The 26281-nt window shown below is 62.8% G+C and carries 25 protein-coding genes and 1 tRNA gene; 12 read left to right on the top strand and 14 right to left on the bottom strand.

All coding sequences use genetic code 11. The features are described 5' to 3' along the window. Positions 1–4: 4 nt before the first annotated feature. The 4 genes from AC1DUY_RS18215 to AC1DUY_RS18200 are packed head-to-tail and all read right to left on the bottom strand — an operon-like array spanning position 5 to position 2396. Positions 5–532 (bottom strand): hypothetical protein, encoded by a 528-nt coding sequence (locus tag AC1DUY_RS18215; protein WP_478116052.1) that lies wholly within the window; start codon positions 530–532, stop codon positions 5–7. Next, positions 529–930, bottom strand: coding sequence for an SRPBCC family protein (locus AC1DUY_RS18210; RefSeq protein WP_478116050.1), 402 nt, complete (start codon positions 928–930; stop codon positions 529–531). The genes AC1DUY_RS18215 and AC1DUY_RS18210 overlap by 4 nt, the downstream gene beginning before the upstream one ends. Positions 931–965: 35 nt before the next feature. Then, the gene (locus tag AC1DUY_RS18205; RefSeq protein WP_478116048.1) at positions 966–1808 is read right to left on the bottom strand and encodes a helix-turn-helix domain-containing protein; all 843 of its coding nucleotides are present in this window, start codon (positions 1806–1808) and stop codon (positions 966–968) included. Positions 1809–1817: 9 nt separating this feature from the next. Further along, a complete protein-coding gene (locus AC1DUY_RS18200; protein WP_478116046.1) occupies positions 1818–2396 on the bottom strand; it encodes a methylated-DNA--[protein]-cysteine S-methyltransferase in 579 nt (192 codons plus the stop codon). Positions 2397–2553: 157 nt separating this feature from the next. Here AC1DUY_RS18200 and AC1DUY_RS18195 point away from each other — a divergent pair. Both AC1DUY_RS18195 and corA read left to right on the top strand, forming a co-directional pair. Further along, positions 2554–2627: transfer RNA gene (locus tag AC1DUY_RS18195), tRNA-Gly, on the top strand. A 110-nt stretch (positions 2628–2737) separates the two neighbouring features. Beyond that, positions 2738–3745 (top strand): magnesium/cobalt transporter CorA, encoded by a 1008-nt coding sequence (gene corA, locus AC1DUY_RS18190; protein WP_089266783.1) that lies wholly within the window; start codon positions 2738–2740, stop codon positions 3743–3745. 12 nt (positions 3746–3757) lie between these two features. On the opposite strand, the gene AC1DUY_RS18185 is transcribed toward corA, so the two are convergent. After that, entirely contained in the window at positions 3758–5416 is a 1659-nt protein-coding gene (locus tag AC1DUY_RS18185) for an FAD-binding dehydrogenase (RefSeq protein ID WP_478116043.1), read from the bottom strand. A 256-nt stretch (positions 5417–5672) separates the two neighbouring features. Here AC1DUY_RS18185 and AC1DUY_RS18180 point away from each other — a divergent pair, with 256 nt between their 5' ends. The 3 genes from AC1DUY_RS18180 to AC1DUY_RS18170 all read left to right on the top strand — a co-directional run bounded on the left by AC1DUY_RS18180 (position 5673) and on the right by AC1DUY_RS18170 (position 7162). Further along, on the top strand, positions 5673–6131 hold the full coding sequence (locus AC1DUY_RS18180) for a Clp protease/crotonase-like domain-containing protein (protein ID WP_089266785.1): 459 nt from the start codon (positions 5673–5675) through the stop codon (positions 6129–6131). 209 nt (positions 6132–6340) lie between these two features. After that, complete coding sequence (locus tag AC1DUY_RS18175; protein WP_478116041.1) at positions 6341–6535, top strand: hypothetical protein; 195 nt, start codon at positions 6341–6343, stop codon at positions 6533–6535. A gap of 33 nt (positions 6536–6568) precedes the next feature. Next, positions 6569–7162, top strand: coding sequence for an SCO family protein (locus tag AC1DUY_RS18170; RefSeq protein ID WP_320446394.1), 594 nt, complete (start codon positions 6569–6571; stop codon positions 7160–7162). Here AC1DUY_RS18170 and AC1DUY_RS18165 read toward each other — a convergent pair. After that, positions 7153–9033, bottom strand: coding sequence for a glycosyltransferase (locus tag AC1DUY_RS18165; protein ID WP_478116039.1), 1881 nt, complete (start codon positions 9031–9033; stop codon positions 7153–7155). The genes AC1DUY_RS18170 and AC1DUY_RS18165 overlap by 10 nt on opposite strands. A 181-nt stretch (positions 9034–9214) precedes the next feature. Between AC1DUY_RS18165 and AC1DUY_RS18160 the strand changes: the two genes are divergently transcribed. Further along, positions 9215–10126: a transporter substrate-binding domain-containing protein gene (locus tag AC1DUY_RS18160; protein ID WP_478116334.1), complete on the top strand. Its 912-nt coding sequence runs from the start codon at positions 9215–9217 to the stop codon at positions 10124–10126. Positions 10127–10198: 72 nt separating this feature from the next. Beyond that, on the top strand, positions 10199–11842 hold the full coding sequence (locus AC1DUY_RS18155) for a lysine--tRNA ligase (RefSeq protein WP_478116037.1): 1644 nt from the start codon (positions 10199–10201) through the stop codon (positions 11840–11842). Positions 11843–11905: 63 nt separating this feature from the next. On the opposite strand, the gene AC1DUY_RS18150 is transcribed toward AC1DUY_RS18155, so the two are convergent. Beyond that, positions 11906–12415 (bottom strand): SgcJ/EcaC family oxidoreductase, encoded by a 510-nt coding sequence (locus AC1DUY_RS18150; RefSeq protein WP_309940652.1) that lies wholly within the window; start codon positions 12413–12415, stop codon positions 11906–11908. Positions 12416–12498: 83 nt separating this feature from the next. Continuing rightward, positions 12499–13128 carry a S24 family peptidase gene (locus AC1DUY_RS18145; protein ID WP_089266927.1) on the bottom strand — a complete coding sequence of 210 codons (630 nt, stop codon included), beginning with the start codon at positions 13126–13128 and terminating at the stop codon, positions 12499–12501. A 224-nt stretch (positions 13129–13352) separates the two neighbouring features. Here AC1DUY_RS18145 and AC1DUY_RS18140 point away from each other — a divergent pair, with 224 nt between their 5' ends. Both AC1DUY_RS18140 and AC1DUY_RS18135 read left to right on the top strand, forming a co-directional pair. Continuing rightward, complete coding sequence (locus AC1DUY_RS18140) at positions 13353–13697, top strand: DUF952 domain-containing protein (RefSeq protein ID WP_175365899.1); 345 nt, start codon at positions 13353–13355, stop codon at positions 13695–13697. Beyond that, positions 13694–14788, top strand: coding sequence for a quinone-dependent dihydroorotate dehydrogenase (locus AC1DUY_RS18135; RefSeq protein ID WP_175365900.1), 1095 nt, complete (start codon positions 13694–13696; stop codon positions 14786–14788). The genes AC1DUY_RS18140 and AC1DUY_RS18135 overlap by 4 nt, the downstream gene beginning before the upstream one ends. Here AC1DUY_RS18135 and AC1DUY_RS18130 read toward each other — a convergent pair. The 4 genes from AC1DUY_RS18130 to AC1DUY_RS18115 form a co-directional block, all read right to left on the bottom strand. Beyond that, positions 14763–16112: an MATE family efflux transporter gene (locus AC1DUY_RS18130; RefSeq protein ID WP_309940644.1), complete on the bottom strand. Its 1350-nt coding sequence runs from the start codon at positions 16110–16112 to the stop codon at positions 14763–14765. The genes AC1DUY_RS18135 and AC1DUY_RS18130 overlap by 26 nt on opposite strands. A gap of 30 nt (positions 16113–16142) precedes the next feature. Further along, positions 16143–16448 carry a DUF6460 domain-containing protein gene (locus tag AC1DUY_RS18125; RefSeq protein WP_068737958.1) on the bottom strand — a complete coding sequence of 102 codons (306 nt, stop codon included), beginning with the start codon at positions 16446–16448 and terminating at the stop codon, positions 16143–16145. Between the two features lie 86 nt (positions 16449–16534). Then, a complete protein-coding gene (locus AC1DUY_RS18120; protein ID WP_478116033.1) occupies positions 16535–18211 on the bottom strand; it encodes an ATP-dependent DNA ligase in 1677 nt (558 codons plus the stop codon). Then, positions 18208–19245, bottom strand: coding sequence for a ligase-associated DNA damage response exonuclease (locus tag AC1DUY_RS18115; RefSeq protein WP_478116331.1), 1038 nt, complete (start codon positions 19243–19245; stop codon positions 18208–18210). The genes AC1DUY_RS18120 and AC1DUY_RS18115 overlap by 4 nt, the downstream gene beginning before the upstream one ends. Positions 19246–19319: 74 nt before the next feature. Between AC1DUY_RS18115 and AC1DUY_RS18110 the strand changes: the two genes are divergently transcribed. After that, positions 19320–20252: a class I SAM-dependent methyltransferase gene (locus AC1DUY_RS18110; protein WP_478116031.1), complete on the top strand. Its 933-nt coding sequence runs from the start codon at positions 19320–19322 to the stop codon at positions 20250–20252. A 129-nt stretch (positions 20253–20381) separates the two neighbouring features. Here AC1DUY_RS18110 and AC1DUY_RS18105 read toward each other — a convergent pair whose 3' ends face one another. Next, entirely contained in the window at positions 20382–21788 is a 1407-nt protein-coding gene (locus AC1DUY_RS18105; RefSeq protein WP_478116029.1) for an outer membrane protein, read from the bottom strand. Positions 21789–21986: 198 nt separating this feature from the next. Then, positions 21987–23336: an outer membrane protein gene (locus AC1DUY_RS18100; RefSeq protein WP_478116027.1), complete on the bottom strand. Its 1350-nt coding sequence runs from the start codon at positions 23334–23336 to the stop codon at positions 21987–21989. A gap of 346 nt (positions 23337–23682) precedes the next feature. On the opposite strand from AC1DUY_RS18100, the gene AC1DUY_RS18095 reads away from it, so the two are divergent. Continuing rightward, entirely contained in the window at positions 23683–24903 is a 1221-nt protein-coding gene (locus AC1DUY_RS18095) for an ABC transporter substrate-binding protein (RefSeq protein ID WP_478116025.1), read from the top strand. Positions 24904–25008: 105 nt separating this feature from the next. Beyond that, positions 25009–26226, top strand: coding sequence for an ABC transporter substrate-binding protein (locus tag AC1DUY_RS18090; RefSeq protein ID WP_478116023.1), 1218 nt, complete (start codon positions 25009–25011; stop codon positions 26224–26226). Positions 26227–26281: the final 55 nt, after the last annotated feature.

Below are 26281 nucleotides of genomic sequence, written 5' to 3'. Positions count from 1 at the left end.
GTTTCTAGCCGACGCGCGTCGCGGTAAATTCCACATCGCGCTGCCACGTCGCGCCGTCGTCATGCGAGGTCTCGCCGCGCCATAGAAACGAGCGCGGCGTGATCTGCGAGAAGCTCCAGCGGATCGGGCGTCCGTCATTGTCGCGGCCGAGCTGGACGATGTCGTTGCCCTGTTTGCGGCCGGTCATGGTGAGAAAATTCTGCATCACCGGATCGGTCCACTGGATCTGCCACGCATCGATGCGTGGGTCGTAGATCCGCAGCGTGCTTCCATACGAGTAGGCATTCGCTGCGGCGTCGCCGTCGCGCAACTGGCCGCGCGGCGGCACGATCCAGACATCCTGGATGGCGCGGCCTTCCAGCACCCAGCCGAAATGCCATTCGCCCTTGCGCCGGCGCTCTCCGCCGTCCGGCATATACCTGACCACATCGAGCTCCCAGGCGCCGATCAGCCAGCCATAGAGATCCATCTGGCCGATGCGATCCGGGGCAGGACCGTCCGCTGCGAGCGCATCGAGAAACGATGCAGTCACCGCGCCACTTTCCCGAATTGGGTCTGCATCGCCGCGAGGCCCAGATCCATCTGGCTGCTCATATAGGGCGCGATTTCATTCGGCAGCACGTCGGCCGTCCAGACAAACCGGCAGCGCGCATCGCCACCGGCAAACACCTGCGCTGACGCGCTGTGCTGGCTGATACGTTCGCTGACGATGGCATAGACGAGGCGCTGCCGGTCGTGGTCGCAGGTGACCAGTCTTTCGCGTGCGACGGACCCATTGGCGAACGTCACGATACGCGCGTCGCCGTCCAGCTTTGTGTCGGTGACGAAGCCCGGCACCAGCCTTGTGTGCAGCGCGCCGAAGTCGGCCAGTGCGGACCAGACATCGTCGGCCGATGCGCCGAGGAAAATCTCTTTGTGAATCGATGCCATGCTGTACCTCCCGGTTGGTCAGTACGGCAAGCTACTCAGTGCACGGCCAACCGTTCTTGGAAAATCTTGCGGTCGCCGCGGGAAGCCTGTCGAAATGCGCGGGGCGAGATGCCGGCAGCGCGATGGAAGCTGCGCACGAAATTCGAGAGATCGCCGAAGCCGACATCGAAGGCGATGTCGGTGATGGCGCGGTCTTTCTCGACTAGCAGGTTTGCAGCCCGCCGTAGCCGCGCGCGCACCAGATACTGGTGCGGTGTCACGCCGAGCACGTTCCTGAACAGGCGCAGGAAATGAAACGGACTCAATCCGGCCTGACGGGCGGCCGCATCGAGATCGATCTCCTCGCTGGCATGGGCGTCGATCCACAGCGCGGCCTCGACCGCGCGCCGGCGATCCCGTGCATTGCCGTTCACACGCCTGCGCGGCTCGCCCGAGACGACGTCGACAAAACGCGCCGCAAACACATGACCGATCTCATCGAGCCCGAGATCGCTGTGCGCCCCTGCGCTGGCCTGCGCGAGCTCGCCCAGCACCATCAATTCGGCGCGCGGCGCGATGGCGCCCTGCTGCCAGATGTCCCTGGCGTCGCCGACGGTGTCGATCAGCTCAGGCGCGAAGGAGAATGAAAGGCACTCGTCGCCAGAGCCATGATGCTCGTGATGGCAGGTATATTCGTCGCCGGGGTGCCCGATCAGCAGCGCGCCGGCGATGAGTTCGTGCGATTGCCCGCGGCAGCGACAGCCGAAACTGCCCTTGCGAACATAGGAGAGCGAATGGCCGGCGTGCTGTTCGGAAAACGGCTGGTCGTCCGGACCCGCCGTACAGCGATAGTCCGTGACGGTGATCGCGTTGCTCTGGAACAGTGTTGTTGCCTGCATGGGCTGAATTTAGCCCTGCGGGCGCGGTGGGGCAACCGACAGCAGGGCATCGAACAGGGTAGTCGTCCGGCCCGCCAGCGCGCCCTCGATCGAGAGCAGCCGCGACTTGGTGATGATGCCGCCATTGCCGGCAAAGCCGCTGGTCTGGCCCGCAACGGCCAATGCGCGGTGGCATGGCACGAGGATCGCAAACGGATTGCGCGCGATGGCTTGCCCGACCGAATAGACAGCGCCGCTGGCGCCGAGCTTGGCCGCGATCTCCGCATGGGTGCGGGTCTCGCCGCGCGGGATCATCCGAATGGCCTCATAGACGCGGCAATTGAACAGCGGCAGGCCATGCATGTCGACGGGGACATCGACGAGGTCGACGGCTTGCCCGCGCAGCAGGGCAACGATGCCCTCGATGGCGTAGTCGACATCGGCCGGCGGCCGGAATTCGCGCGCATCGGGAAATTGCTGCAGCAGGCGGCGCCGGGTCTCGATCTCGCGCGCTTCCGGCAATTGCACGCCAACAATGCCGGCATCGCCCCATGCGATACCGCATCGGCCCACCGACGTGTCGAAGGTTGTGTATCCGTGCCCAGCCATCCCGAAGGCGATGTTAGCAGGCGAATTGAAACCGTCATCTGGAATCTTTGAGCGGTGACCTTTCGGAGGGCGTGTGCGGCGCAAGGAACTGTAACCGGCTGCCATCAATCCGCTTGGCGGATCGGCCGGTCTCGGCTAGATCAGATGGCGCGACGATGCGGGCGTAGTTCAATGGTAGAACGGCAGCTTCCCAAGCTGCATACGAGGGTTCGATTCCCTCCGTCCGCTCCAGCCCCCTCATTCATTCCAGATGATCGGTGCCGCATGGCGATTGAACGGTTTGGCATTCCAGCCGTTCTTCAAAGGCGCCCGTTGCTGTTCGCACAACACAAGGTTCTTGCATGACGTTTCCCCTCTCAGCTGCAACCGCCGGCAATGTGCCCGGTGTTGTCGCCTCCAGCGTCTATGCCAATGGCCGCCGTGTTGCGGATATCCCCGTCGAGGAGGCGGGCGTCTGGGCGCAGAAGCCGGGCCATGTCGTCTGGATCGGACTGTTTGAACCGTCCCTTGAACTGCTCGAGAAACTGCGCGCGCAATTCGATCTGCATCCGCTCGCCATCGAGGACGCGCTGAAATCGCATCAGCACCCCAAGGTCGAGCAATATGGCGAAGCGCTCTTCATCGTCGCGCGAACGGCGCAACTGGTCGATCAGACGGTTGCTTTCGGCGAGACGCATATCTTCTTGGGTAAAGGCTACGTCGTGTCCGTGCGCCATGGCGCCTCGACGTCCTATGCGTCTGTCCGCGAGCGATGCGAGGCTTGCCCGACAAACCTGACGCACGGCGAAGACTACATCCTCTACGCAATTCTGGATTTCATCGTCGACAACTATCGTCCTGTCATCGAATCCATCCTGTCCGAGATCGACGAGCTCGAGGATGGCGTCCTGCATCGCATGCTGACGCGGGCCGAATTCGAGCGGCTCTACAAGCTGCGCCGCGAGCTGTTGCGCCTTCGTCGCGCGGTCGGACCGCTGGTCGATGTCTGTCACCGCCTCGAACATATAGATATCCTGTTCATCGACGATGACATGAAGCCGCTGTTCCGCGACGTGCTGGATCACGTCAAACGCGCGGAAGAAGATATCGATTCGCTGCGCGAAGTGCTGGCCTTTGCCTTTGAAGCCAGCCTGATGTCAGGGCAGTCGCAGCAAACCGAAATTACCCGCAGGCTTGCGGCCTGGGCGGCGATCCTGGCGGTGCCGACGGCGATTGCCGGAATCTACGGCATGAATTTCGAACACATGCCGGAGCTGAAATGGGCTTACGGCTATTACGTCGTGCTGGGCGGCATCGCCGCGATCTGCGGTTACCTGTATACCCGCTTCAAGCGCAATGGATGGCTGTGACCGGCGAAGCGATCACCCCACCGCCTTCGCCGCCGATCGTCCCGCCGTCCGACCTGTGAACAGACAGCCGCCGAGAAACGTGCCTTCCAGCGAGCGATAGCCGTGCATGCCGCCGCCGCCGAAGCCGGCAGCTTCGCCGACCGCGTAGAGCCCTGGCATGATCTGGCCGTTGCTGCCGAATACGCGCGAGTCCAGATCGGTCTCGAAACCGCCTAGCGTCTTGCGCGTCAGGATGTTCAGCCGCACGGCGATCAGCGGGCCCTGCGCGGGATCGAGAATGCGATGCGGCTTCGCGGTGCGGATCAGGCGGTCGCCGATATATTTGCGCGCATTGTGGATGTTCATCACCTGCGCATCCTTGACGTAGGGATTGGCCATGGTGCGGTCACGCGCCTCGATCTGCATGCGGATCTCATCGAGCTTCAGCAGATTGTCGCCGGTCAGTGCATTCATTGCGCTGACGAGGTCGTCGAGATTGTCGCGCACCACGAAGTCGATGCCGTGATCCTTGAAGGCTTCAACCGGCGCCGGCGCGCCCTTGTTGGTGGCACGGCGCGCGGTCATCAGCCAGCTCTTGCCGGTGAGGTCCGGGTTCTGCTCGGAGCCGGAGAGCGCAAACTCTTTCTTGATGATCGCCTGCGTCAGCACGAACCATGAATAATCATAGCCGGTGGACTGGATGTATTGCAGTTGGCCGAGCGTATCGGAGCCGGGAAACAGCGGCGCGGGCAGACGCTTGCCGGTGGCGTCGAACCACATCGACGACGGGCCGGGCAGAATGCGGATGCCGTGCTTCGGCCAGATCGGATTCCAGTTCTCGATACCCTCGACATAGTGCCACATGCGATCGCGATTGATCAGCCGCGCACCGGCGGCTTCCGTGATGCCCATCATGCGACCGTCGACATGGGCGGGCACGCCGGAGATCATCCGCTTCGGCGGTTCGCCGAGGCGCTTCGGCCAGTTCTGCCGCACCAGATCATGATTGCCGCCGATGCCGCCGGAGGCGACGATCACGGCTTGCGCACGCAGCGAGAAGTCGCCGATCACGTTGCGCGAACTGCTTTCGCCGCGCTCGGTGTTGGATGGTTCGAGAATCGCGCCGCTTACGCCGTCGACAGTTCCGTTGGTGACGCTGAGCGTATCGACGCGATGGCGGAACCTGAAGCTCAGCAGGCCCTTCTTCTGTGCCTCGCGCGCACGCCGCTCGAACGGCTCGACGATGCCGGGGCCAGTGCCCCAGGTGACATGAAAGCGCGGAACCGAATTGCCGTGGCCCATCGCGTCATAGCCGCCGCGCTCGGCCCAGCCGACCACGGGAAACACGCGGTGGCCCATGGCGCGCAGCCAGTCGCGTTTCTCGCCGGCGGCGAAAGCGACATAGGCTTCGGCCCAGCGCCGTGGCCAGAGGTCCTCATCACGATCGAAACCGGCCGTGCCCTGCCAGTCCTGCATCGCCAGGTCATAAGAGTCTTTGATGCCAAGGCGCCGCTGTTCCGGAGAGTCGACGAAGAACAAACCGCCGAACGACCAGAACGCCTGGCCGCCGAGATTCTGCTCGCCTTCCTGATCGACCACGACAACGCGCTTGCCGGCATCGGCAATTTCCGTAGCCGCGACAAGGCCCGCGAGTCCGCCGCCGACGACGATGACATCCGCATCAACGGCCATACTGTTTCCCCCATTTTGTTAATGGAGATTGAAGTCGGCGCGGGAACTTTGGTCAACGGAAATTGCGCGCGAAGGGCGGCGCTGTTTCAGATTGATACCGCGAGGGAACGAGGTGCATCCCGCGCGCAACACTCGATTTGAATCGCATTGGAAGCGTCATGCTCGTCTGGACAAAGCCACGATCTGGCAACACGCTGATCATGCCCTGCATCACCAGGGCGCTCAGATTCGGGATCGACAGGTTTTGGGGCTGGACATGAAGTTCGTTACGGGTTTGCTGGCGGCGGTCTTGCTGTTCGCGGGCGTCGGGGCAAGTCACGCGGTGGTTCGGATCGCGGATGATCGTGGCGGACGGATCGGAACCTATGTCGACAGATATCAGGGATTGCGCACTTCCGGCGAAACCGTGATCATCGATGGCCTGTGCGCCTCGGCCTGTACGATCGTGCTCGGCGCGGTTCCGCGTGACCGGATCTGCGTCACCTCCAATGCCAATCTCGGCTTTCATGCGGCCTGGGACATGGGTGCCAATGGTCGCGCGGTGACCAACCCGGAAGCCACCCAGATGTTGTATTCGATGTATCCGACGCAGATCCGGCGCTGGATCTCCAAACGCGGCGGACTGAAGACGCAGATGATCTTCCTGCGCGGCCGCCAGCTGATGGGCATGTACAAGCCCTGTTACATGGACGCCCACGCCTCCAGCGCGCGCTAGAGCGTTTTCGAGCGAAGTGGATGCCGGTTCGCGTCAAGAAAACGCGTCAGAACAAAAAGCTAAAGGCCGATCTGGGTTTTATTCCATCAGCATGACGTGATGCCCTGCGGCGCCGGGAGCGCTTGCCCGCGCCGTCATCTCAGCCTATCTGGAACTAGGATGGCAGGCTCCTGAATGATCTCGGGCCTTGGCCGTTCTGAGATCGTCTGATGGTGCAGCCTTTATCGACGCCCGAGAGCACGATGCCCGCGTCCGAGCGGCCGTCACGGCTTGCGTCGGTCATTGTTGCATCGGCCGCGGCATTCGTGGCGCTCCTTGTGGTGGGCGCCATCGGGCTGTGGGCACATTACGGTACTGCCGTATTTTTCGAGATGGTCAAGACTGGCATCGCCGCCTGCATGTGATCGGCTGCCAAAGGGCATTTCAGGGGAGATTCCATGACTGATCGAACCACCCGGCCGCTGGTCATTATTGCTGCCTTCGCCGGCAGCCTCGCGGCGGGACTGCTGGTCGTGCTGTGGCTGACGGGCGGTTTCCGCAATGTCGCTGCACCTGCCTCGATTGGCGGTTCGTTCCAGCTCACTGATCAGTCCGGCCAGACCGTCACCGAGCAGAGCCTGAAGGGCAAGCCGACGCTGGTCTTCTTCGGCTTCACCCATTGCCCGGACATCTGCCCGACCTCGCTGTTCGAAATGTCGGAAGTGCTGCGCGCGATGGGCAAGGACGCCGATCGTATCAATACCTATTTCGTCTCGGTCGATCCCGAGCGCGATACGGCACCGATCATGAAGGAATATCTGTCGAGCTTCGATCCGCACCTGAAGGGTTTGACCGGCACGCCTGATGCGGTGGCGAAGGTGATTTCCGGCTACCGCGTCTATGCCAAGAAGGTGCCGACCAAGGACGGTGACTATACGATGGATCACACCGCGCTGATCTATCTGATGGACAAGGACGGCAATTTCGTCGCGCCGTTCAACCTCAAGCGCAAGCCGGAAGAAGCGGCCACGGATCTCAAGCGCTATCTCTGAGGTCGACCGCGGCTCGCTGCCATCGTTCCGGTCCGATGCACGAGGCCGTGCTCGGTCTTTTCCCAGTGATGGCGCCGGGTCCAGAATTGCCACAGGGCGCGCCAGGTCGCGATCGAGAGACATCCCCAATAAATCGGCGTCAGGGCCAGGATCCAGCCATCGCGCAGGCGGCCACGGCGCATCAGGCCGGTAAGGCCCAGGACGCAGGTCGCGATGAAGCCGCAGGCGATGGCCAGCGCGTGCAGTGACGACAGCCGGTCGCCAAGCAGCAGGGTGCTATCGGCAAGCAGCAGGCAGGCGATAAGTTTGACGACCAGCACCGCAAAGGCCAGCGACGTCAGGATATTGCCGCCGAAGACGATGTTGAGTGCGAGGAATCCCCGCGCGCCGGCTTGGTCCCACAGTTTTCGGGGATCGCGCATATGCACGGCCCAGGTCTGCATCCAGCCCTTCATCCAGCGTGAGCGTTGTCGCAGCCACGCGCCGAACGCGATCGGTGCTTCCTCAAGCGTGACCGATGGAATGGTCACCGAGCGATAGCCCAGCCGCGCCAGGCGGATCCCGAGGTCGGCATCTTCCGTGACGTTATAGGCGTCCCAGCCGCCGATGCGGCGCAAGGTGTCCGTGCGGAAATGATTGGAGGTGCCGCCAAGGGGCAGTGGCATGCCCAATGCGACCAGCCCGGGCAGGAAGACCGCGAACAGCCCGGCATATTCGACTGCTGCCATGCGCGACAGCAGGCTGTGCGTCAGATTGTCGAAATGCAGCCCAGCCTGAACGCAGGCGACGTCGTCGTTGTGCTGGCGAAACATGCCGAGCGCGGCGCGCAATTGGCCGGGGTCGGGATCGTCTTCGGCATCGAACACCGTCAGAAAGCTGCCGCGCACGAAGGGAAGTGCAATATTCAGCGCCTTCGGCTTGGTTTTCGGACCCGTCGCCTGTGCGATCAGAACTTGAACCTGCGGCCCCGGCCGGGCTCTGGCAACCGCCGCGCGGGTCCGCAGATCGTCGGGCTCGAGCACCAGAATGATGTCGAGTTTTTCGGAGGGATAGTCGAGCCTTTGCAGGGATCGCAACAGACCCGGAACGGACGCTTCCTCGCGATAGAGCGCGACGACCACCGAGTAGATTGGCAGTTGATCGTCGCGCAAGTGCGGAAACCGTTGCTCCGGCTGCGGCGGCACCAGCACGCAAGTCAACCTGAGAAGCGAAAAGGCGAGAAACCAGATCGCCGCCAGGCCGCCGATCAGATCCATCGTCAGCGCCGGATGCAGAAGCGCGAGAACCGCGCATACCAGCAGCAGAATCGCTGGCTGCAATCCTTTGCGCCAACCGATGGCCGACTTGGCCGACATGGCAGGTTGCTTCTGCAGCAGGCCTTCGGCGGCGATATGCGAAAGCGCGTCGCCGGTCTGCTCGGTCAGATATTGATGCAGGTGACGCCGCGTGGTCAGTCGAACGCGCGCGATAAGTGATGGATATGTGGTGGAGAAGCCCGTCAGGCGTCGTGCTGTAAAGGCACGCGGCGTGACGATCCAGTTGAGTGTGTCACCCTCCTGGACGGGCAGGATGCCGAACTCTGCGATTCCCGGAAGGTCAGCATCCGCCAAGGGGCAGTGAGCGCGCCCGACTGTCGAGAGATCGTCGAAGCCGACGCCAAGGTGGCGGGCCAGATGCGCGACATACGTCTCCTCGGTGATGACGCCCCATTGGATCAGGATCTGATCGGCGCCCAGATTGAGCTCGCGGCTCCGTCGCTCCGCGGCGTGCAGAAGCGGGACCGGGAGTATGCCGCGCAGGCAGTCGAGTTCGCTGGCTGGTTCCGCGCGCCGGTCCGACCCGTCTCGCTCCGGCATGGGGAAGGAGGTCATCCTGCCGATCGGCAGAGGAGGAGAGCGTAGCGCGGCGGTCGGCTGGCGCGAAATGCGCGGCCGATGACCCCGGGAAGATTGCTGCACCCCCATGCAACGCCCTCACACCACAAACGCTACTCGCGTCTCGCGCCGGATGGTCTATAAGACCGCGATCCGGAAGCATCCTATGCAACCACAGATGGTTAATTCCCGCAACCAAATACCGCTGATGAGGTGTCGCGCAACTGCGCTGACCCTTGGCGCTCTGCTGGCCGCATGGATGTCGCTGTTTTCGGCCGCACCGGCTTCGGCGCAGACGTCGGCTCCGGCTGTGAGCCAGCCCGGTCCGCAGGCCGTGCCGGGCTTCTGGGATCCGCGTCGCCGTCCGGACCGGCCGGACCTGTCGCGCATCACCGTGATCCGCTTCCTGACCGAGACCGACTACCCGCCGTTCAACTTCACCGGCCCCGACGGCAATCCGGCGGGCTTCAACGTCGATCTCGCGCGTCTTCTCTGCGAGGAAATTAAGGTCACTTGCACCGTACAGATGCGCCGCTTCGAGACGTTGCTCGATGCCATTTCCAGCAACCGGGGCGACGCGATCATCGCCTCCATGGCGGTGACGCCGCAGATTCGCGCCCGTGTCGATTTCACCGATCCCTATTACCGTGCGCCGGCGCGCTTCGTGGCCCGCAAGAATGCGGTGATGCCGGAGATCCGCCCGGAATATCTCGAAGGCAAGAAGGTCGGCGTGATCGCGGGCTCGACCCATGAGGCCTATCTGAAGGCGATGTTCACAGATGCGGTGCTGGTGCCTTTCCCAAGCGACGATGCGCTACGCCAGGCGCTGAAACGCAGCGAGGTCGATTTCATCTTCGGCGATGCGATCTCGTTCGCCTTCTGGATCAATGGCAGCGATTCCGGCGATTGTTGCGCCTTCAGCGGCGGGCCCTTCATCGAGAGCCGTTTTTTCGGTGAAGGCATCGGCATTGCCGTCCGCAAAGGCAACGACACGCTGCGCCAGGCGCTGAACTGGGCCCTGTTCCGGGTCTGGGAGAAAGGCCGCTACACCGATTTGTGGCTGCGTTATTTCTCGGTCAGCCCTTTCTGAATTTTCTCATCCCGCGGTTTGGCATTTCGGTGCGGAGCCGCTAGGTTCCGCGGCCCGGAGGCCCAAAATACGATGTCCACGCTAGACCCCACCATGAGCCCGAGCGAGTTGCGCGCGCTCGCCGAGACTTCCAACGCCTGGCCGTTTGAGCAGGCGAAGGCGCTGGTGGCACGTCTGAAGAAAACGCCGAAAGATGAAGTGCTGTTCGAGACCGGCTACGGCCCGTCGGGCCTGCCGCATATCGGCACCTTCGGCGAAGTCGCGCGCACCACCATGGTGCGCCACGCCTTCCGCGTACTCACCGAGGACAAGATCAAGACCCGGCTGATTGCCTTCTCGGACGACATGGACGGCCTGCGCAAGGTGCCGGACAATGTGCCGAACAAGGACATGCTGGCCGCGCATCTCGGCAAGCCACTGACTCGCGTGCCGGATCCGTTCTCGAACGAATATCCGTCCTTCGGCGCGGCCAACAATGCACGGCTGCGCGTCTTCCTGGATCAGTTCGGCTTCGACTACGAGTTCGCCTCGTCGACTGACTACTACACATCCGGCCGGTTCGATGCGACGCTGCTGAAGATGCTCGCAGTCTATGACAAGGTCATGGACATCATCCTGCCGACCCTCGGCCCGGATCGCCGCGCGACCTATTCGCCGTTCCTTCCCATTAGCAAGACCACTGGCGTCGTGTTGCAAGTGCCGATGATTCGCCGCGACGTTGCCGCCGGCACCATCACCTATGTCGATCCTGACACTAACGAAGAAGTCACGACGCCGGTCACCGGCGGCAATGTGAAGTGCCAGTGGAAGGCCGACTGGGCGATGCGCTGGGCGGCGCTCGGCATCGACTATGAAATGGCCGGCAAGGATCTCATCGACTCTGTGAAGCTGTCGGGCAAGATCTGCGCGGCGCTCGGCGGGACACCGCCGGAAGGTTTCAACTATGAGCTCTTCCTCGACGACAAGGGCGGCAAGATCTCGAAGTCGAAGGGCAACGGCCTGACCATCGACGAATGGCTGCGCTATGCCTCGCCGGAATCGCTGTCGCTGTTCATGTATCGCGAGCCGAAGGCGGCCAAGCGGCTGTTCTTCGACGTGATTCCGCGCAATGTCGACGAGTACCAGCAATTCGTCGAAGGCTATGTGAAGCAGGATCCCAAGCAGCGGCTGTCCAATCCGGCCTGGCACATCCATGCCGGCGATCCGCCGGTGGCGGACATGCCGGTCACGTTCCAGCTCCTGCTGACGCTGGTGTCGTCGTCGAATGCCGAGAATGCCGAGACCCTGTGGGGCTTCATCCGGCGTTATCGGCCGGGCGTCTCCGCGGCGACGCATCCGCGGCTCGACGCGATGGTCGGCTATGCCATCAACTACTATCGGGACTTTGTGGCGCCGACCAAGACGTTCCGCGAGCCCACTGATGTCGAGCGCGTGGCGCTGCAGGATCTGCGCGATGCGCTCTCGCAACTGCCGGCGGAGGCCACGCCGGAAGACATCCAGAACGCGGTCTATGAGATCGGTCGCCGCGAGCCGTTCCTTGATCACAAGAAGCTCGCCAAGGATGGCCGGCCCGGCGTCTCGCTCGACTGGTTCAACATGCTGTACCAGGTGCTGCTCGGCCAGGAGAAGGGCCCGCGCTTCGGGTCCTTCGTCGCGGTCTATGGCGTGCAGAATGCGATCAACATGATCGACGGCGCGCTGGCGCGCTCGGCCTGAGGCTCACGCCCTGCGAAACGTCAAAGGCGCGCTTCCTGATGGAGCGCGCCTTTTTCTTGATGCCTATTTCGGCGCTGCTGTCGGTGCCGCTGACGTGACAGGCTCCGGCATTGCCGACGAGTGGTGGTGCGCGATCAGCCATTTCTTGTCGCGGTAGACATAGACATAGCTGTAGCGGGCCTTGACGATTTGCGTATCGCTGGGGGACTTGCCGGACAGCGTGAAGGTGTAGGTGCCGACGTCGGATGCCATGTTGCAGCCGATCTTGACGGTCCGCGTGTCGATCTTGCCTTGTGGGTGTTTCTTCAGGAAATCCACGAAGTAGCTCTGGATCGACGCGCTGTCGGTGCGCGGCGTGTTCGACACCGTCGGCAGCAGCACCGCGTCCGAGGCGTAATTGGCGGTGACCTTGGCGGGGTCGAGCGTTGCGAGCGAGGCATTCCAGCGGTCGAATAGCGCTTCGATCTGCTTTGTCGTGACGACCGCGCAGGTCATGGGCTTCGCATGTGCGAGAGAACCTGCGCTAACGAGGGCCAGCGCGATCGCGCCGGCAACGATTGTTCTGGTTTTCATGGCGCCACCGAAGGTTGCGAGTTTCGGATAGGGAACTCGCATAGATCATTCGGTGACCGGACGCCAGTCCAGAGTGTGTTCGGTTACTGGCTCGCCCAGACGATGCGCGCGATCCAGGCGATGTCGGCGGCCGGAAAGCTGCGGTCGACATGGTTCGGATTGAGCGACTGCAGCTCGATGATCTTCGTGGTTCGGCGCTTCAATTCCTTCGCCATCACCTCGCCGTCCTTGGTCTTGACCACGACGCGGTCGCCTTTGCGGATCTGCGCTTCAGGCGAGACGACGATGATGTCGCCGTCGCGATAAGCGGGCTTCATCGAGTCGCCAGAGATCTTCAGCGCATAAGCGTGCTCGTCATTCACCGACGGCAGGCCCACTTCGTCCCAGCCCTTGCTGCCGGCGGGAAAACCCGCGTCGTCGAAGTAACCGCCATGGCCGGCCTGTGCGAAGCCGAGCAGCGGCACCGACTGCACGATGCGCTTGGTGCCTTCGATCAGCGTAACGAAGCTGTCGATGGTCACGCCGGTTGCGGTTAGCGCCTTCGAGACCGACTCCGTCGACGGCCAGCGTTCGCGGCCGTCGTTGGTGATGCGCTTGGATTTGTTGAAGGTCGTGGCGTCGAGCCCCGCCTTCTTCGCAAGGCCGGAGGGTGACATGCCGTTGCGCTCTGCGAGGCGGTCGAGGGCGTTCCAGATCTGGGCGTGCGAGAGCATCATCGGTTTCGGTCCCTTGGCCCGGATTTCTGCGGGGCGGTGAATCGTGGCGAAATCTAGGAATTATTGCCGTGAATGCACGGATTTCGCAACAGGCATTTGAAAAAAATGTGCAGCCTTGAAGTGGAGGGGGGGCGCCGATACGGTCGACTGTCGGCTCCAGCCACCGAATCCCGCGACTGGGCGTCCACACCACATCGAAAACAACCAGGAAGTCTGGGCGGTTGCGCACCATCTATAAAATCTGTCCGGCCTCGAGCTGGCGCGAGGCCGAGCGCCAGGGCACCTATCGCGGCAGTGCCGATGATGCCCGGGACGGCTTCATCCACTTCTCGACCGCGGCACAGCTCCCCGAGACGCTCCGGAAGTATTATTTCGGCCAGACCGGCCTGTTTCTGGTCGCTGTGGACGCAGACGCACTCGGTGACGACCTGCGCTGGGAGCCATCCCGCGGTGGCGATCTGTTCCCGCATCTCTACGGCGAACTCGATCTCGGCGCCGTCACGGCCGTCCTGGATCTGCGTGCGCGCTCCGACGGCAACCACGACATTCCGGAGCTCAAATCGTGATCCGCGCTTTCGATGCCTTTTCCCTGCCGATGCTGCGCATGCTCGACGCCGAAGACGCGCACCGCCTCGCGATCCGTGGGTTGCGCATGCTGCCTTACGCCCGCCCGCGGCCGGATGATCCAAAACTCGCGGTCCGTGCATTTGGTCTGAACTTCCCCAATCCGGTGGGGATCGCCGCCGGCTTCGACAAGAATGCCGAGGTGCCGGACGCGCTGCTCCGTCTCGGCTTCGGCTTCGCCGAGATCGGCTCGGTGACGCCGAAGCCGCAATCCGGCAACCCACGCCCGCGCATCTTTCGGCTGGAGCGTGACGAGGCGGTCATCAACCGGCTCGGATTCAACAATGACGGTGCGGAGGTCGTGCTGCGTCGGCTGGCTGCACGTGCGCAGAATGGCGGTATCGTCGGCGTCAACGTCGGCGCCAACAAGGATTCGCCCGATCGCACGCAGGATTATGTGCGGCTGATCGAGACCTTTGCGCCGGTGGCGAGCTATTTCACCGTCAACGTGTCATCGCCGAACACGCCGGGCCTGCGCAATCTGCAGCAGGCCGCCGAACTCGACGATCTGCTGGCGCGGGTGATCGATGCGCGTGAGCGCGTTCGCAAGAATGCGGGAGATTCTCCGGTGTTGCTGAAGATCGCGCCCGATCTCAGCCTCGCCGACCTCGACGATGTCGTCCATGTCGCGCGCTCGCGCGGCGTCGATGGCATGATCGTCGCGAACACCACTATCGGCCGTCCCTCGACCTTGCGCGAACAGGCACGCTCGAAAGAGCAGGGCGGATTGTCCGGGCGGCCCTTGTTCAGGCTGTCTACCCGCATGGTGGCGGAGACCTTCGTGCGTGTCGAAGGTGCATTTCCGCTGATCGGCGCCGGCGGCATCGACAGCGGCGGTGCGGCGCTCACCAAGATTCGCGCGGGTGCGAGCCTGATCCAGCTCTATTCGGCGCTGGTCTATAAAGGCGTCGGCCTTGTCGACAGCATCAAGGCCGACCTGTCCTCGACGCTGCTGCGCACCGGCCGTGATTCACTGTCGGAAATCGTCGGCGCCGATGCGGCGACGATCACAGCGGAAGACTGGCCGGCGTAAGCCAGGCCTGCTGCGGAAACGACTGTCGCAGCAGGGCTGGATGACGCAGCGCTTGCAAAGCGCCGCGCGACAGCATGAACACCAGAAACGCGAGCCATAGTCCGGTATTGCCAAGGCTGGCCAGTGCGAACCATGCGGCGATGTAAATCGCTAACGCCAGCAGCATCAGGTTGCGCATGTCGCGCGCCCACGATGCGCCGATATAGATGCCGTCATAGGCGTAAGCGAGGACGCCACAGGCGGGCGCCAGCGCTGCCAGCAGCATGTAATTCCGCGCAGCGAGCCGAACTTCGGGGCTGGTGGTGATGAAATCGATCAGCGCGCCGCCGAACAGCACGAATAGCAACGTGACAGCGATGCCGAATGCCGTGCTCCAGATCAGGACGAGCTTTACGGCCCGGGAAAATTGCTTGCGGTCGCGAGCGCCGGTGCCCTGACCGCAGAGCTGCTCGGCGGCGGTGGCGATGCCGTCGAGGAAGAACGAGCCGATCATGACGAAGTTGTTGAGCACTGCATTGGCAGCCAGGGTCAGGTCGCCTGCACGGGCGCCCTGCGCCGTGAAGAAGAGAAATGCAGCAATCAGTGCTGCCGTACGGATCATGATGTCGCGATTGACTGCGAACAACCGTAGTAGCCGGATGCGGTCGAACAGGATCGCGCGCGGCACATCGATGCGGCCGCCCAGGATTTTCCACATGGCGATGAGGCCGGCGAGAAAGCCCGCGGTTTCCGCGATCACCGTGGCCAGTGCTGCGCCGCTGACGCCAAAGTCGAATTGCAGGACCAGCAGGGAGGTGAGTGCCATGTTGGCGAGATTGATGCCGACCTGCAGTGCCAGAGCGATCCCGGTGCGCGCCTGGCCGACCAGCCAGCCGAGAATGACATAGTTGCCGAGCATCAGCGGCGCGGACCAGAGTCGGATGAAGAAATACTGGCGTGCGGCGGATGTGACGGCGTCGCTGCCGCCCATGATGCTGAACACCAGCGCCGCCAGCGGTGTCCGCAAGATAATCAGCGTCAGCCCGATCGCCGCTCCGAGCATCAACGCGCGCAGCAGGATAGCGCGCACCTCGATCCGGTCACCGGCGCCAAGCGCCTGTGCGGTGAAGGCAACCGTCGCCATGCGCAGAAATCCGAACAGCCAGAAAATGCAGTCGAATGCCACGGAGGCCAAAGCCACACCGCCGAGCAGGTGCGGGTCGCCAAGCCTGCCGATTGCCGCGGTCGAGACGATGCCGATCAGAGGCGTCGTCAGATTGGCCAGCATGGCCGGGCCGGCAATGGCAAAGACGCGCCTGTTGGTGACGGACAATCCCGACGACATCAATGCAGCCTGAAGCGGATGATGCGCGTCTCAGCGGCCGCGGGGGGCGCTGAACAGCCGCATGATCAGCCAGATCGGCACGACGATCACGGCGCCGAGCAGGAAGTAGCGCCAGAGGCCATTGATGGCATCGAAGCCGAGGTCATAGACCCACTGGAACAGGCGGCGGATGCTGGTGACGATGTTCCACGGATCGAAGCCGATGGCGGCGAGAACGACGCCGACCAGGATCGACAGCAGGATCAGCCGGCCGAGTACCGCCAGTGGCGAACCGCCGAGGAAGCGCGCCAGGCCGTCATTGTTGGCCGGCAAGTCCCGGGTCTCATTTGGCTGCATCATGGTCTCCTGCGCGCAAATCGCGCGCTGATCATAGGTGGTCCCACGCAAATGGGGAACCCGGCCCGTTCGTCAAGTATGGACCGTCAAGGCGTCGCAGGCTCGGGCGGCGCAATTGTGGTCTCCGCCTGCAGCATGCGCTCCAGCGTCTCCAGCCGGTCGGCCTCACGTGGCGGCTTGTCCCAGCGCAGCCGGCTGATGCGGGGAAACCGCATTGCGACCCCCGACTTGTGCCGGGGCGAGCGCGCCAGCCCTTCAAAGGCAACTTCCAGCACCAGCCCCTTGTCAGGTTCGTGGGTGACGTGGCGGACCGGGCCGAACTTTTCGGTGGTGTTGCGGCGGACGAAGCGGTCGATTTGCAACAGCTCCTCGTCGGTGAAGCCGAAATAGGCCTTGCCGACCGGTACCAGCTGGTCGCCGCTCTCGCCTGCGGCCCAGACGCCGAAGGTGTAATCCGAATAATAGGACGAGCGCTTGCCGTGGCCGCGCTGTGCATACATCAGCACGGCGTCGATGACGTGCGGGTCGCGCTTCCACTTCCACCACTGGCCTTTCGGTCGTCCCGGGAGATAGGCGGAATCGCGCCGCTTCAGCATCACGCCTTCGACGGCATCGGCATCTTCGCCGGCTCCGGCACTGACAGGATCGGCGCGCGCGGCGGTGAGGGCATCCCATGTTGCGAACGGGATCTGGTCGGACAGATCGATCCTGTCGTCATCGAGCTCCGCGATGAATCTTTCCAGTTTGGTTCGTCGCTGTTCGAATGGCAGTTCGCGCAAATCCGTCTCGCCATCGCCAAGCAGGTCATAGGCGCGCAGATGAATGGGATATTCCTTCATCAGCTTCGGCGTCACGCTTTTCCGGTTGAGCCGTTGTTGCAGCACGTTGAATGACTGCACGCGTCCCTCGCGCAGCACCAGCAACTCGCCATCGATCGCGCCGGGCAAACGCAGCGATGGCGTCAGGTCCGGGAAGCTTCCGGTGATGTCCTCGCCGGTTCGCGAATAGAGCCGCGTGACGATCCTGTCGTCATCGCCTTTGCCGCTGACCGCCTGAATCCGGATGCCATCCCATTTCCACTCCGCGACGAAATCGGACGCGTCGAGATTGGCGAAGTCGGAATCTTCGATGGCATGCGCGAGCATCACCGGGCGGAACGGCGCCGGATCGCGATTGACCGGCTTCTCGGCGCGGCCTTCGAGCCAGGCGAACAGCTCGCCATAGGGCGGCGCGAGGCCGGGCCAGATCAGCTCGACGTCATGCGGGTCCTTGTCGCCGAGCGCCGCGGCGGCGGTCTTGGCCAGCCGCGCCGAAACGCCAATCCGCATCGCGCCGGTGACGAGCTTCAGCAGTGCCCAGCGCCCGGTCTCGTCGAGTTCATCGAGCCAGCGGGTGAGTTGTGCGGGCAATTCGGCCTTGCCGAGCGTGCGGAGTGTGGTGACGACTTCGGTGAGTGTCGGTGGTGGCGGGTTGTTGTGCGCGATGTCCTGGGCCTTCGGCCACATCAGCGCAACCGTTTCCGAGAGGTCGCCGACATAGTCATAAGAGAGTTCAAACAACACCGGATCAGTTCGCGATGCGATGAGGTCGCGGATCAATCCAGCTTTCGCATGCTTGAACGACAGCGCACCTGTCAGTGCCGCTAGCGCGTAACCGCGGTGGGGATCGGACACTTCGCGGAAATAGCCCGTGATCAGCCGTAGCTTGTTGTTACGGCCCGGTTCGTAGGCCAGGCGATCGAGCAGTTCGGCGAAGCGGTTCATGCTTCGGCGCTTTCGCCGGGCGGAAGTGTCTCTTCCTCCTCGTCGCCATAGCCGATCAGCGCAAGAGGCCGCGCGGTCAGGCCTTTGCTCTGGCACCAATGCACCAGCGCGTCTTCCTGGCCATGAGTCACCCAGATTTCGCCGGCGCCGGTCGCACCGATTGTTGCGATCAAGCCGTCCCAATCGGCGTGATCCGAAATCACTAGCGGCAGTTCGACGCCGCGTTGCCGCGCACGGGCGCGCACGCGCATCCAGCCGGACGCGAAGGCGGTGACGGGATCGGGAAAGCGCCGCGTCCACACATCCGATGTGGCCGACGGCGGCGCCAGCGTGATGGTGCCGGCGAGATCGGCTTTCTTGACACCTTTCACCGGGCGCAGTTCGCCGAGATCGATGCCGCGGCTCTGATAGTAATGTGTGATCTTCTCCATCGCGCCATGCAGATAGATCGGCGCATCATAACCGGCCTGACGGATCAGCTTGATGACCCGCTGCGCCTTTCCCAGCGAATAGGCGCCGACCAGATGCGCACGCTCCGGAAACAGCGCGACCGAGGCCAGCAGCTTCTTCACTTCATCGGCGGCATTGCCATGACGAAACACCGGAAGTCCGAACGTTGCCTCGGTGATGAACACGTCGCAGGGCACAGCCTCGAACGGCGTGCAGGTCGGATCACGGGCGTCCTTGTAATCGCCGGAGGCGACGATGCAGATATCCTTGCAGGTCACCGCCATCTGCGCCGAGCCGAGCACATGGCCGGCGGGGTGGCAGGACACCGTGACGTCGCCGAGTTTGATCGTCTCGCCATAGGCAATGGCCTGCGTGCTGCCGGCGAAATTGTCGCCATAGCGCAGCCGCATCATGTCGAGAGTCTCTTGCGTCGCCAGCACTGCGCCATGGCCGGGGCGGGCATGGTCAGAATGGCCGTGGGTGATCACGGCGCGCTCGACCGGTCTGACCGGGTCGATATGGAAGCCGCCCGGTTTGCAGCAAAGGCCGGCGGGAACCGGGATAAGGATGTCTTGCGGACGCATCTCGGTTATATAGGTCCGCCTTGGGTTGGTTCGAGTCATCCTGCGAACGCCCCGCCCTCCGATCGGTTCCCACCATGCCCGCGCGCTTGTTCATGTCATCCGGCGATATGAACGCCGACCGGCGTTTCGACTATGCGCGCGACCTGCAGGTACAGGGCGATCTGGTGGCGGCGGCCGATCTGTTCGAGCAGGCCACTGATTTGGCGCCGGGCTTTGCCACCGCATGGTTCGTGCTCGGGGAGGTTCGGGAGCAGCTGGGTGACACCGCCGGCGCCATCGCCGCGTTTCGCCGCGCGCAGGCCAGCGATCCCGGTGATCGCAACGGTGCTGGCCTGCGGCTGATGCGGCTCGGCGCTGACGACCTCTCGGCCATGCCGGCGACCTACGTGACGGCGCTGTTCGATCAATACGCGCCCAAGTTCGACGCCGCGCTGGTCGATACGCTCGGTTATCGCGGACCAGCGGTCCTGTTGGGCGCCGTGCGTGCCGCATGCGCTGCGACCGATAGGGCGATGCTCTTCCCCCGCGCCATCGATCTCGGTTGCGGCACCGGGCTGGCGGCCGGCGCTTTTGCCGCCTGCACCGGTGCCATCATTGGCATCGACCTGTCGCCGCGCATGATCGAGCGCGCTCATGCCACCGGGCTTTACGCCGAGCTTGAAGTGGCCGAGATCGTCGAGGGTTTGTGCCGCCGGTCAGATAGCAGTGTCGAGCTGGTCATCGCAGCCGACGTGCTGATCTATCTGCACGACCTTGCGCCGGTTTTGCGAGAAGCTACGCGCGTGCTGGTTCCAGACGGGCTGCTCGCCTTCACGGCCGAGACCCATGACGGCGACGGTGTCGCTCTCGGCGCGGGCTTGCGTTATGCGCAGAGCGAAGATCATCTGCGCGGCCTGATCGCAGCTGCGGGCCTGACGCTCATTCATCTTGAACACGTTTCGTCTCGCACGGAACGCGGCGCTGCCGCACCAGGACTGGTGGCCGTCGCGATCAACCGTCGGCTTTAACGCCGTCGGGGTCAGCAAGGGCTCCTTGCAATGACGGCCGGGCAATAACGTCTGTGAGCGCCAGGCGTCCTACCAATAAAAACCCCGGCCGCGAGGCCGGGGTTTTGCGTTTCGGCGATGTCGCCGTGATCAGTACTTCGCGACGACTGGGCTGTTGAAGTGATAGTTCAGCCCGGTGCGGAAGATGTGTTCGGAGACGTTGGTCGTGATGGTCGTGGTGTTGATCAGGTTCGAGGTCGAACCAAGGTCGACATAGAGATATTCCGTCTTCGAGGTCCAGCTCGGGCCGAACAGGCCGAGCAGGGTGAACGGCGTCTCGATGCCGGCGCCCGCGGTCCAGCCGCTCCGGGTGGTCGAAGCATTGAGCTGCACGACGCCGTCTTCGCTGGCCTTGGTCTTCACGCCGCCATAGGCGTAACCGCCGGTGGCATAGAACAGCGTCGAACCGACCGAGTAGCCGAGACGGCCGCGTACGGTGCCAAACCAGGGCAGCTTGGCGTCGAACGGGACGTCGCCGAGGCCAATGGCCGTCTTGTTGTCGCGCTGGCTGGAGGCCTGGATGTCGGTTTCCAGACCGTAGACCCAGTTCGCCATCTGCCAGTTGTAACCCAGCTGTACGCCGCCATTGATGCCATCGGGAGCGAGGTTGAAAGCATCGTAGGAAGGTAAGTCACCAAGGCCGTCACCGGCTTTGGAGACCGAGGTGCGGTCGCGTCCGATGCCGGAGCCGACATTGCCGCCGAGATACCAGCCGGTCCAGTTCGCTGCGGGCGCTGGCACATAGGTGCTGTTGTTGCCGCCAATGCGATAGTTCAGGCCGACGCGAAACAGATTCTCGCGCAGTTCAGTGGTGGTGGTCTGCGGAAACGTGCCGAGCACCATCACCTGATCGGTCTTGTTGCCGAGATTGAGATAGAGGTACTCGATCTTGCCGGTCCAGTTGCCGCCGAGAGATGCCTCGACGCCGCTGCCAACGGTCCAGCCGCCCTGGACGCGGCTCGTAGCCAGGGAAGGAAAGCCCAGGGAGGAGGTGGTGGTGGTGACGTTGCCATAGGCATAGCCGCCGGTCACATAGCTGAGCACCGGACCCGTTGCCAGACCGACGCGGCCGCGCACCGTGCCGAACCAGTCGATTTTCTGGCTGTAGGTGTCCTGCGGCGCCAGCGGAAAGGCGCCGTTGTTCAGCAACGGATAGCTGTCCTTCAATTCGCCGCCCTGGATGTCCGCTTCGACGCCGTAGACCAGGGGGCCGAACATGGAGCCGGCCTGCCAGTTGTAGCCGATCTGGCCGCCGCCGAATCCGCCAGCGGGCTGCAGATAGGTCGAGGTGGCTGAGCCGGGAGTGATGGGGTCGTTGTTTTGCAGCCGATCCCGGCCGACGCCGTAGCCCGCGTTCACGCCCATGTAGAAGCCGGTCCAGTCATAAACCGCTGTTACCGGCACCTTGTAGTAGGGGGCCTTCGCGGCCATGTCGGCGGCTTGCGCACCGGTGGTCAGGGACAGCAGCGTCGCGGTAGTGAGGCAGAGGCTTTTCATGAAGGGATCCAGTTCAGATTTCTGGTCGAACTATGAAGCGGTAACTAGATGCTGTCTGTAGCCGCGCGACCAGAAATTGCGGTACCTAGATATTGCCTCCCTCGTGGTTAATTTTTCCGAAACAGCATTACTTGAAGACGCAAACAAAAACCCCGGCCGCGAGGCCGGGGTTTTCGATTTTAGAGGATGTCGCTGAGATCAGTACTTCGCAACAACCGGGCTGTTGAAGTGATAGTTCAGACCGGTGCGGAAGATGTGCTCGGTAACCTTGCTCTCGCTGACGACGCCGGGAAGGATCGTGGTCGAAGCTGAGCCGAGGTCGACATAGAGATATTCGGTCTTCGAGGTCCAGTTCGGTCCGAACAGGCCGAGCAGCTTGAACGGGGTCTCGATGCCCGCACCAGCGGTCCAGCCGCTCTTGGTGGTCGAAGCGTTGGCAACTTCGACGCCCAGTGCGTTGATCTTGGTCTTCACGCCGCCGTAGGCGTAACCGCCGGTGGCGTAGAACAGGGTTGAACCGACCGAGTAGCCGAGGCGGCCACGAACGGTGCCGAACCAGGGCAGCTTCTGATCGTAGCTGACGAGGCCGAGAGCAACCGCAGTCTTGTTGTCGCGCTGGCTGGAAGCCTGGATGTCGGCTTCGAGACCGTAAACCCAGTTCGATGCCTGCCAGTTGTAACCGATCTGGGCACCGCCATTGATGCCGTCCGGAGCAAGGTTGAACTGCTCTGGAACCGGGGTGACGCCGGTAAGCGTGGTGCGATCGCGTCCGGTGCCGGAGCCGATGTTGCCGCCGAGGTACCAGCCGGTCCAGTTCGCTGCAGCGACCGGGGTGTAAACGCTGTTGCCGCCGATGCGGTAGTTCAGACCGACGCGGAACAGGTTTTCACGCAGTTCGGTGTTGGTGAGCTGGGTCGGGGTAGCGAACGCATCAGAGCGGTTGCCGAGGTTCAGGTAGAGATATTCGATCTTGCCGGTCCAGTTGCCGCCGAGCGCTGCTTCCACGCCGCTGCCGATGGTCCAGCCGGTCGCCATGCGGCTGTCCGAGAACGCCGTCACGCCGCCTTCGGTGATCGTGGTCTTGACGTTGCCGTAAGCGAAACCGCCGGTGAAGTAGCTCAGGACCGGACCGGTTGCGAGACCGACGCGGCCACGAACGGTGCCGAACCAATCAGACTTCTGACCGTAGACGGTCTGCAGCGGGCCAACCACATTGGCGCCACCGCCGGTGAGGCCCGAACCCTGGATGTCGGCTTCGAGGCCGTAAACGATCGGGCCGAGCAGCGAGTCGCCCTGCCAGTTATAGCCGATCTGGCCGCCGCCGAAGCCGCCCTGCGGCGTGAGATACAGCGAGTCGCCGGTGTAGCTGTGGGTGACGCGGTCGCGGCCGATGCCGATGCCGGCGTTCACACCGATGTAGAAGCCGGTCCAGTTATAGACCGAGACGAGGGGCGCCTTGTAATAAGGGGCCTTGACGGCCAGATCGGCAGCCTGCGCGCTCACAGCGGTTCCGAGCAGCGCGGCGCTCGCAAGAAGAATACGTTTCATGGTCGACCCCAATTCAGATTTGAACCGTTAGAATAGGGGAGTCGGGCCATATTGGCTGTATCCGGACGGCCACACTGTCCGACATTGCAACCGCAGGGGCGCCGGCCGAAAAAAGCCGGTTAAATAAGCGTTTAGACGTCCGTGGCGCGATGCGTATTTCGTCACGTTTGGGTGCGCTGAGACCCTGTCGATAGCCAACCCACGGAAAACATGAGGCAACCTGTGAGGGATTGCCAAGCCTGTCGCGCCCGCAGAGGATAAGGGCAAGCCCGTACAGCCGCGATCAACGCCGCGACGGGTCACAAAAACACACCCGCACAAGCGGGTCTCAGGGAGAAAACACCAGATGCCTTCGTGCCACAGGTCCGTCTTCAGGACCGCAACACTCGCTGCAGTTGTCTCCGTACTGGCCCATTCGGCCTTCGCAGCAGACAAGAAATACGATCCGGGTGCCAGCGATACCGAGATCAAGCTTGGCCAGACCATCCCCTATAGCGGCGCCGGTTCCCTGTACGGCGTGATCGGTCGGACACAGGCCGCCTATTTCCAGATGCTGAACGAAAAGGGCGGCATCAACGGGCGCAAGATCAATTTCATGTCGCTGGACGATGCCTACAGCGCGCCGAAGGCCGTCGAGGCCACTCGCCGGCTCGCCGAGCAGGACGAGGTGCTGACGCTGTTCGGCTCGCTGGGCACTGCGCCGCAGTCGGCGGTGCAGAAGTTTCTCAACAGCAAGAAGATCCCGCAGCTGTTGCTCAACACCGGCGCCTCGCGCTGGAATAACCCGAAAGAGTTCAAGTGGACCACGCCGGGCCTGCCGATCTATTCGACCGAGGGCCGGATCATCGCGCGCTACCTGATGCAGGCCAAGCCGAACGCCAAGGTCGCGATCCTTTACCAGAACGACGAGTTCGGAAAGGACTTCATGAATTCGTTCAAGGAGATTCTGGCCGAAGCGGGCGGCTCCGCGAAGGTGATCGCCGAGGCGTCTTATGACCTCACCGATCCGACCATCGATTCCCAACTGATCAATCTGGCGAAATCGGGCGCCGACACTTTCTTCAACATCTCCACCGGCAAGGCGACGTCGCAGTCGATCCGCAAGGTCGCGGAGCTCGGCTGGAAGCCGCTGCATCTCTTGGTATCGACCTCGAGCGGCCGCTCGATCATCAACGCCGCCGGCGCCGAAAATGCCAAGGGCATCGTGGCGATGACCTACACCAAGGAAGTCGGCAGCGAGAAGTGGAAGGACGATCCAGACGTGATCGCCTTCCAGGAGCTGCGCAAGAAGTATCTGCCGAATGTCGATCCCGATAACACCATCGCGTTTCAGGGCTACTCGCAGGGCGTGACCATGGCGGAGATCCTGCGCCGCTGCGGCGACGATCTCACCCGTGAGAACGTGCTGAAGCACGCGACCAATCTGGAAGGCTACCGCGCGCCGGTGTTCCTGCCGGGTATCACCTATGGCTTCACGCCGACCGACTACACTACCATCAAGGCGCTCTATGTGGGCACATTCAACGGCACCGACTGGGATCTGTCGGACAAGCCGGTGAGCCAGTAAGCGCGTATCTTAAAATAACAACCATCCCCGGCGTCGTGCCGGGGATGGAGACGACCAATCGGACTCGCAAAGAGCCGGATCAAAAATCATCAGGGAGAAAACGCCATGAACAAGGGACTGTTTGCGTCTGCGGCGCGGGTCGCCGTCGTCGTGTTGCCACTGACTGTGACGGCCGCTGTCGCCGCCGACAAGAAATACGATCCAGGTGCCAGCGATACTGAAATCAAGATCGGGCAAACCATTCCGCATAGCGGACCCGGCTCGCTCTATGGCGTGCTCGGCCGCGTCGGCGAAGCCTATTTTCAGAGCTTGAACGAGAAAGGCGGCATCAACGGCCGCAAGATCAAGTTTCTGACGATGGACGATTCCTACAGCGCACCGAAGGCGGTCGAGGCCACACGCCGTCTGGTGGAGCAGGAGGAGGTACTCGCACTCTATGGCTCACTCGGCACAGCGCCGCAGACGGCCGTGCACAAATATCTCAATTCCAAGGGTGTGCCGCAGCTGCTGCTCAACACCGGCGCATCGAAGTGGAACGATCCGAAGAACAACAAATGGACCATGGCCGGCCTGCCACTCTATCCGACCGAGGCGCGTATTCTCGCCAAATATGCCGTCAGCGTGAATCCGAATGCGAAAGTCGGAATCCTCTATCAGAACGATGATTTCGGCCGGGATTTCCTCGGGCCGTTCAAGGATGAACTCGCGAAAGCCGGCGGGACCGCCAAGGTGATCGCCGAGGTGACCTACGATCTCACCGATCCCACGATCGACTCGCAGCTGATCAATCTCGCCAAATCCGGTGCCGATGTTTTCTATAATATCACCACCGGCAAGGCGACGTCACAGTCGATCCGCAAGGTGGTCGAGCTCGGCTGGAAGCCGCTGCAGTTGTTGTCGGCGGGCTCCACCGGTCGATCGATCCTGGAGGCGGCAGGGTTGGAGAATGCTAAGGGCATCGTCTCGATTGCCTATGGCAAGGACATCGGCTCGCCGCTTTATGCCAAGGATCCCGACATCGTGGCGTTCGAAGTTTTGCGCGCGAAATATCTGCCCACGGTCTCTGCCGATAATTCGATCGCCTTCTTCGGCTATGGTCAGGCCGTGTCCATGGCGGAGATCCTGCGCCGCTGCGGCGACGAGCTTACCCATGAGAACGTGCTGAAACAGGCCATCGGCCTGAACGGCTTCCGCGCTCCGCAAATGCTGCCGGGGGTGAGTTACAGCTATACCAATGACGCCTATGTTCCGATGGCGACGCTCTACACCCAGCGGTTCGACGGCAAGGACTGGATCATCTCCGACAAGTCGGTGACGCAATAAGACCACAGGTCTCTCCACGTCATGGCGAGCCCCGGCGAAAATTGGCGCAGCAAAT

The organism is Tardiphaga sp. P4_G1, from assembly GCF_056401215.1.
The sequence above is the reverse complement of the archived record's forward strand: the minus strand, read 5'-3'. Positions and strand labels throughout refer to the sequence as shown.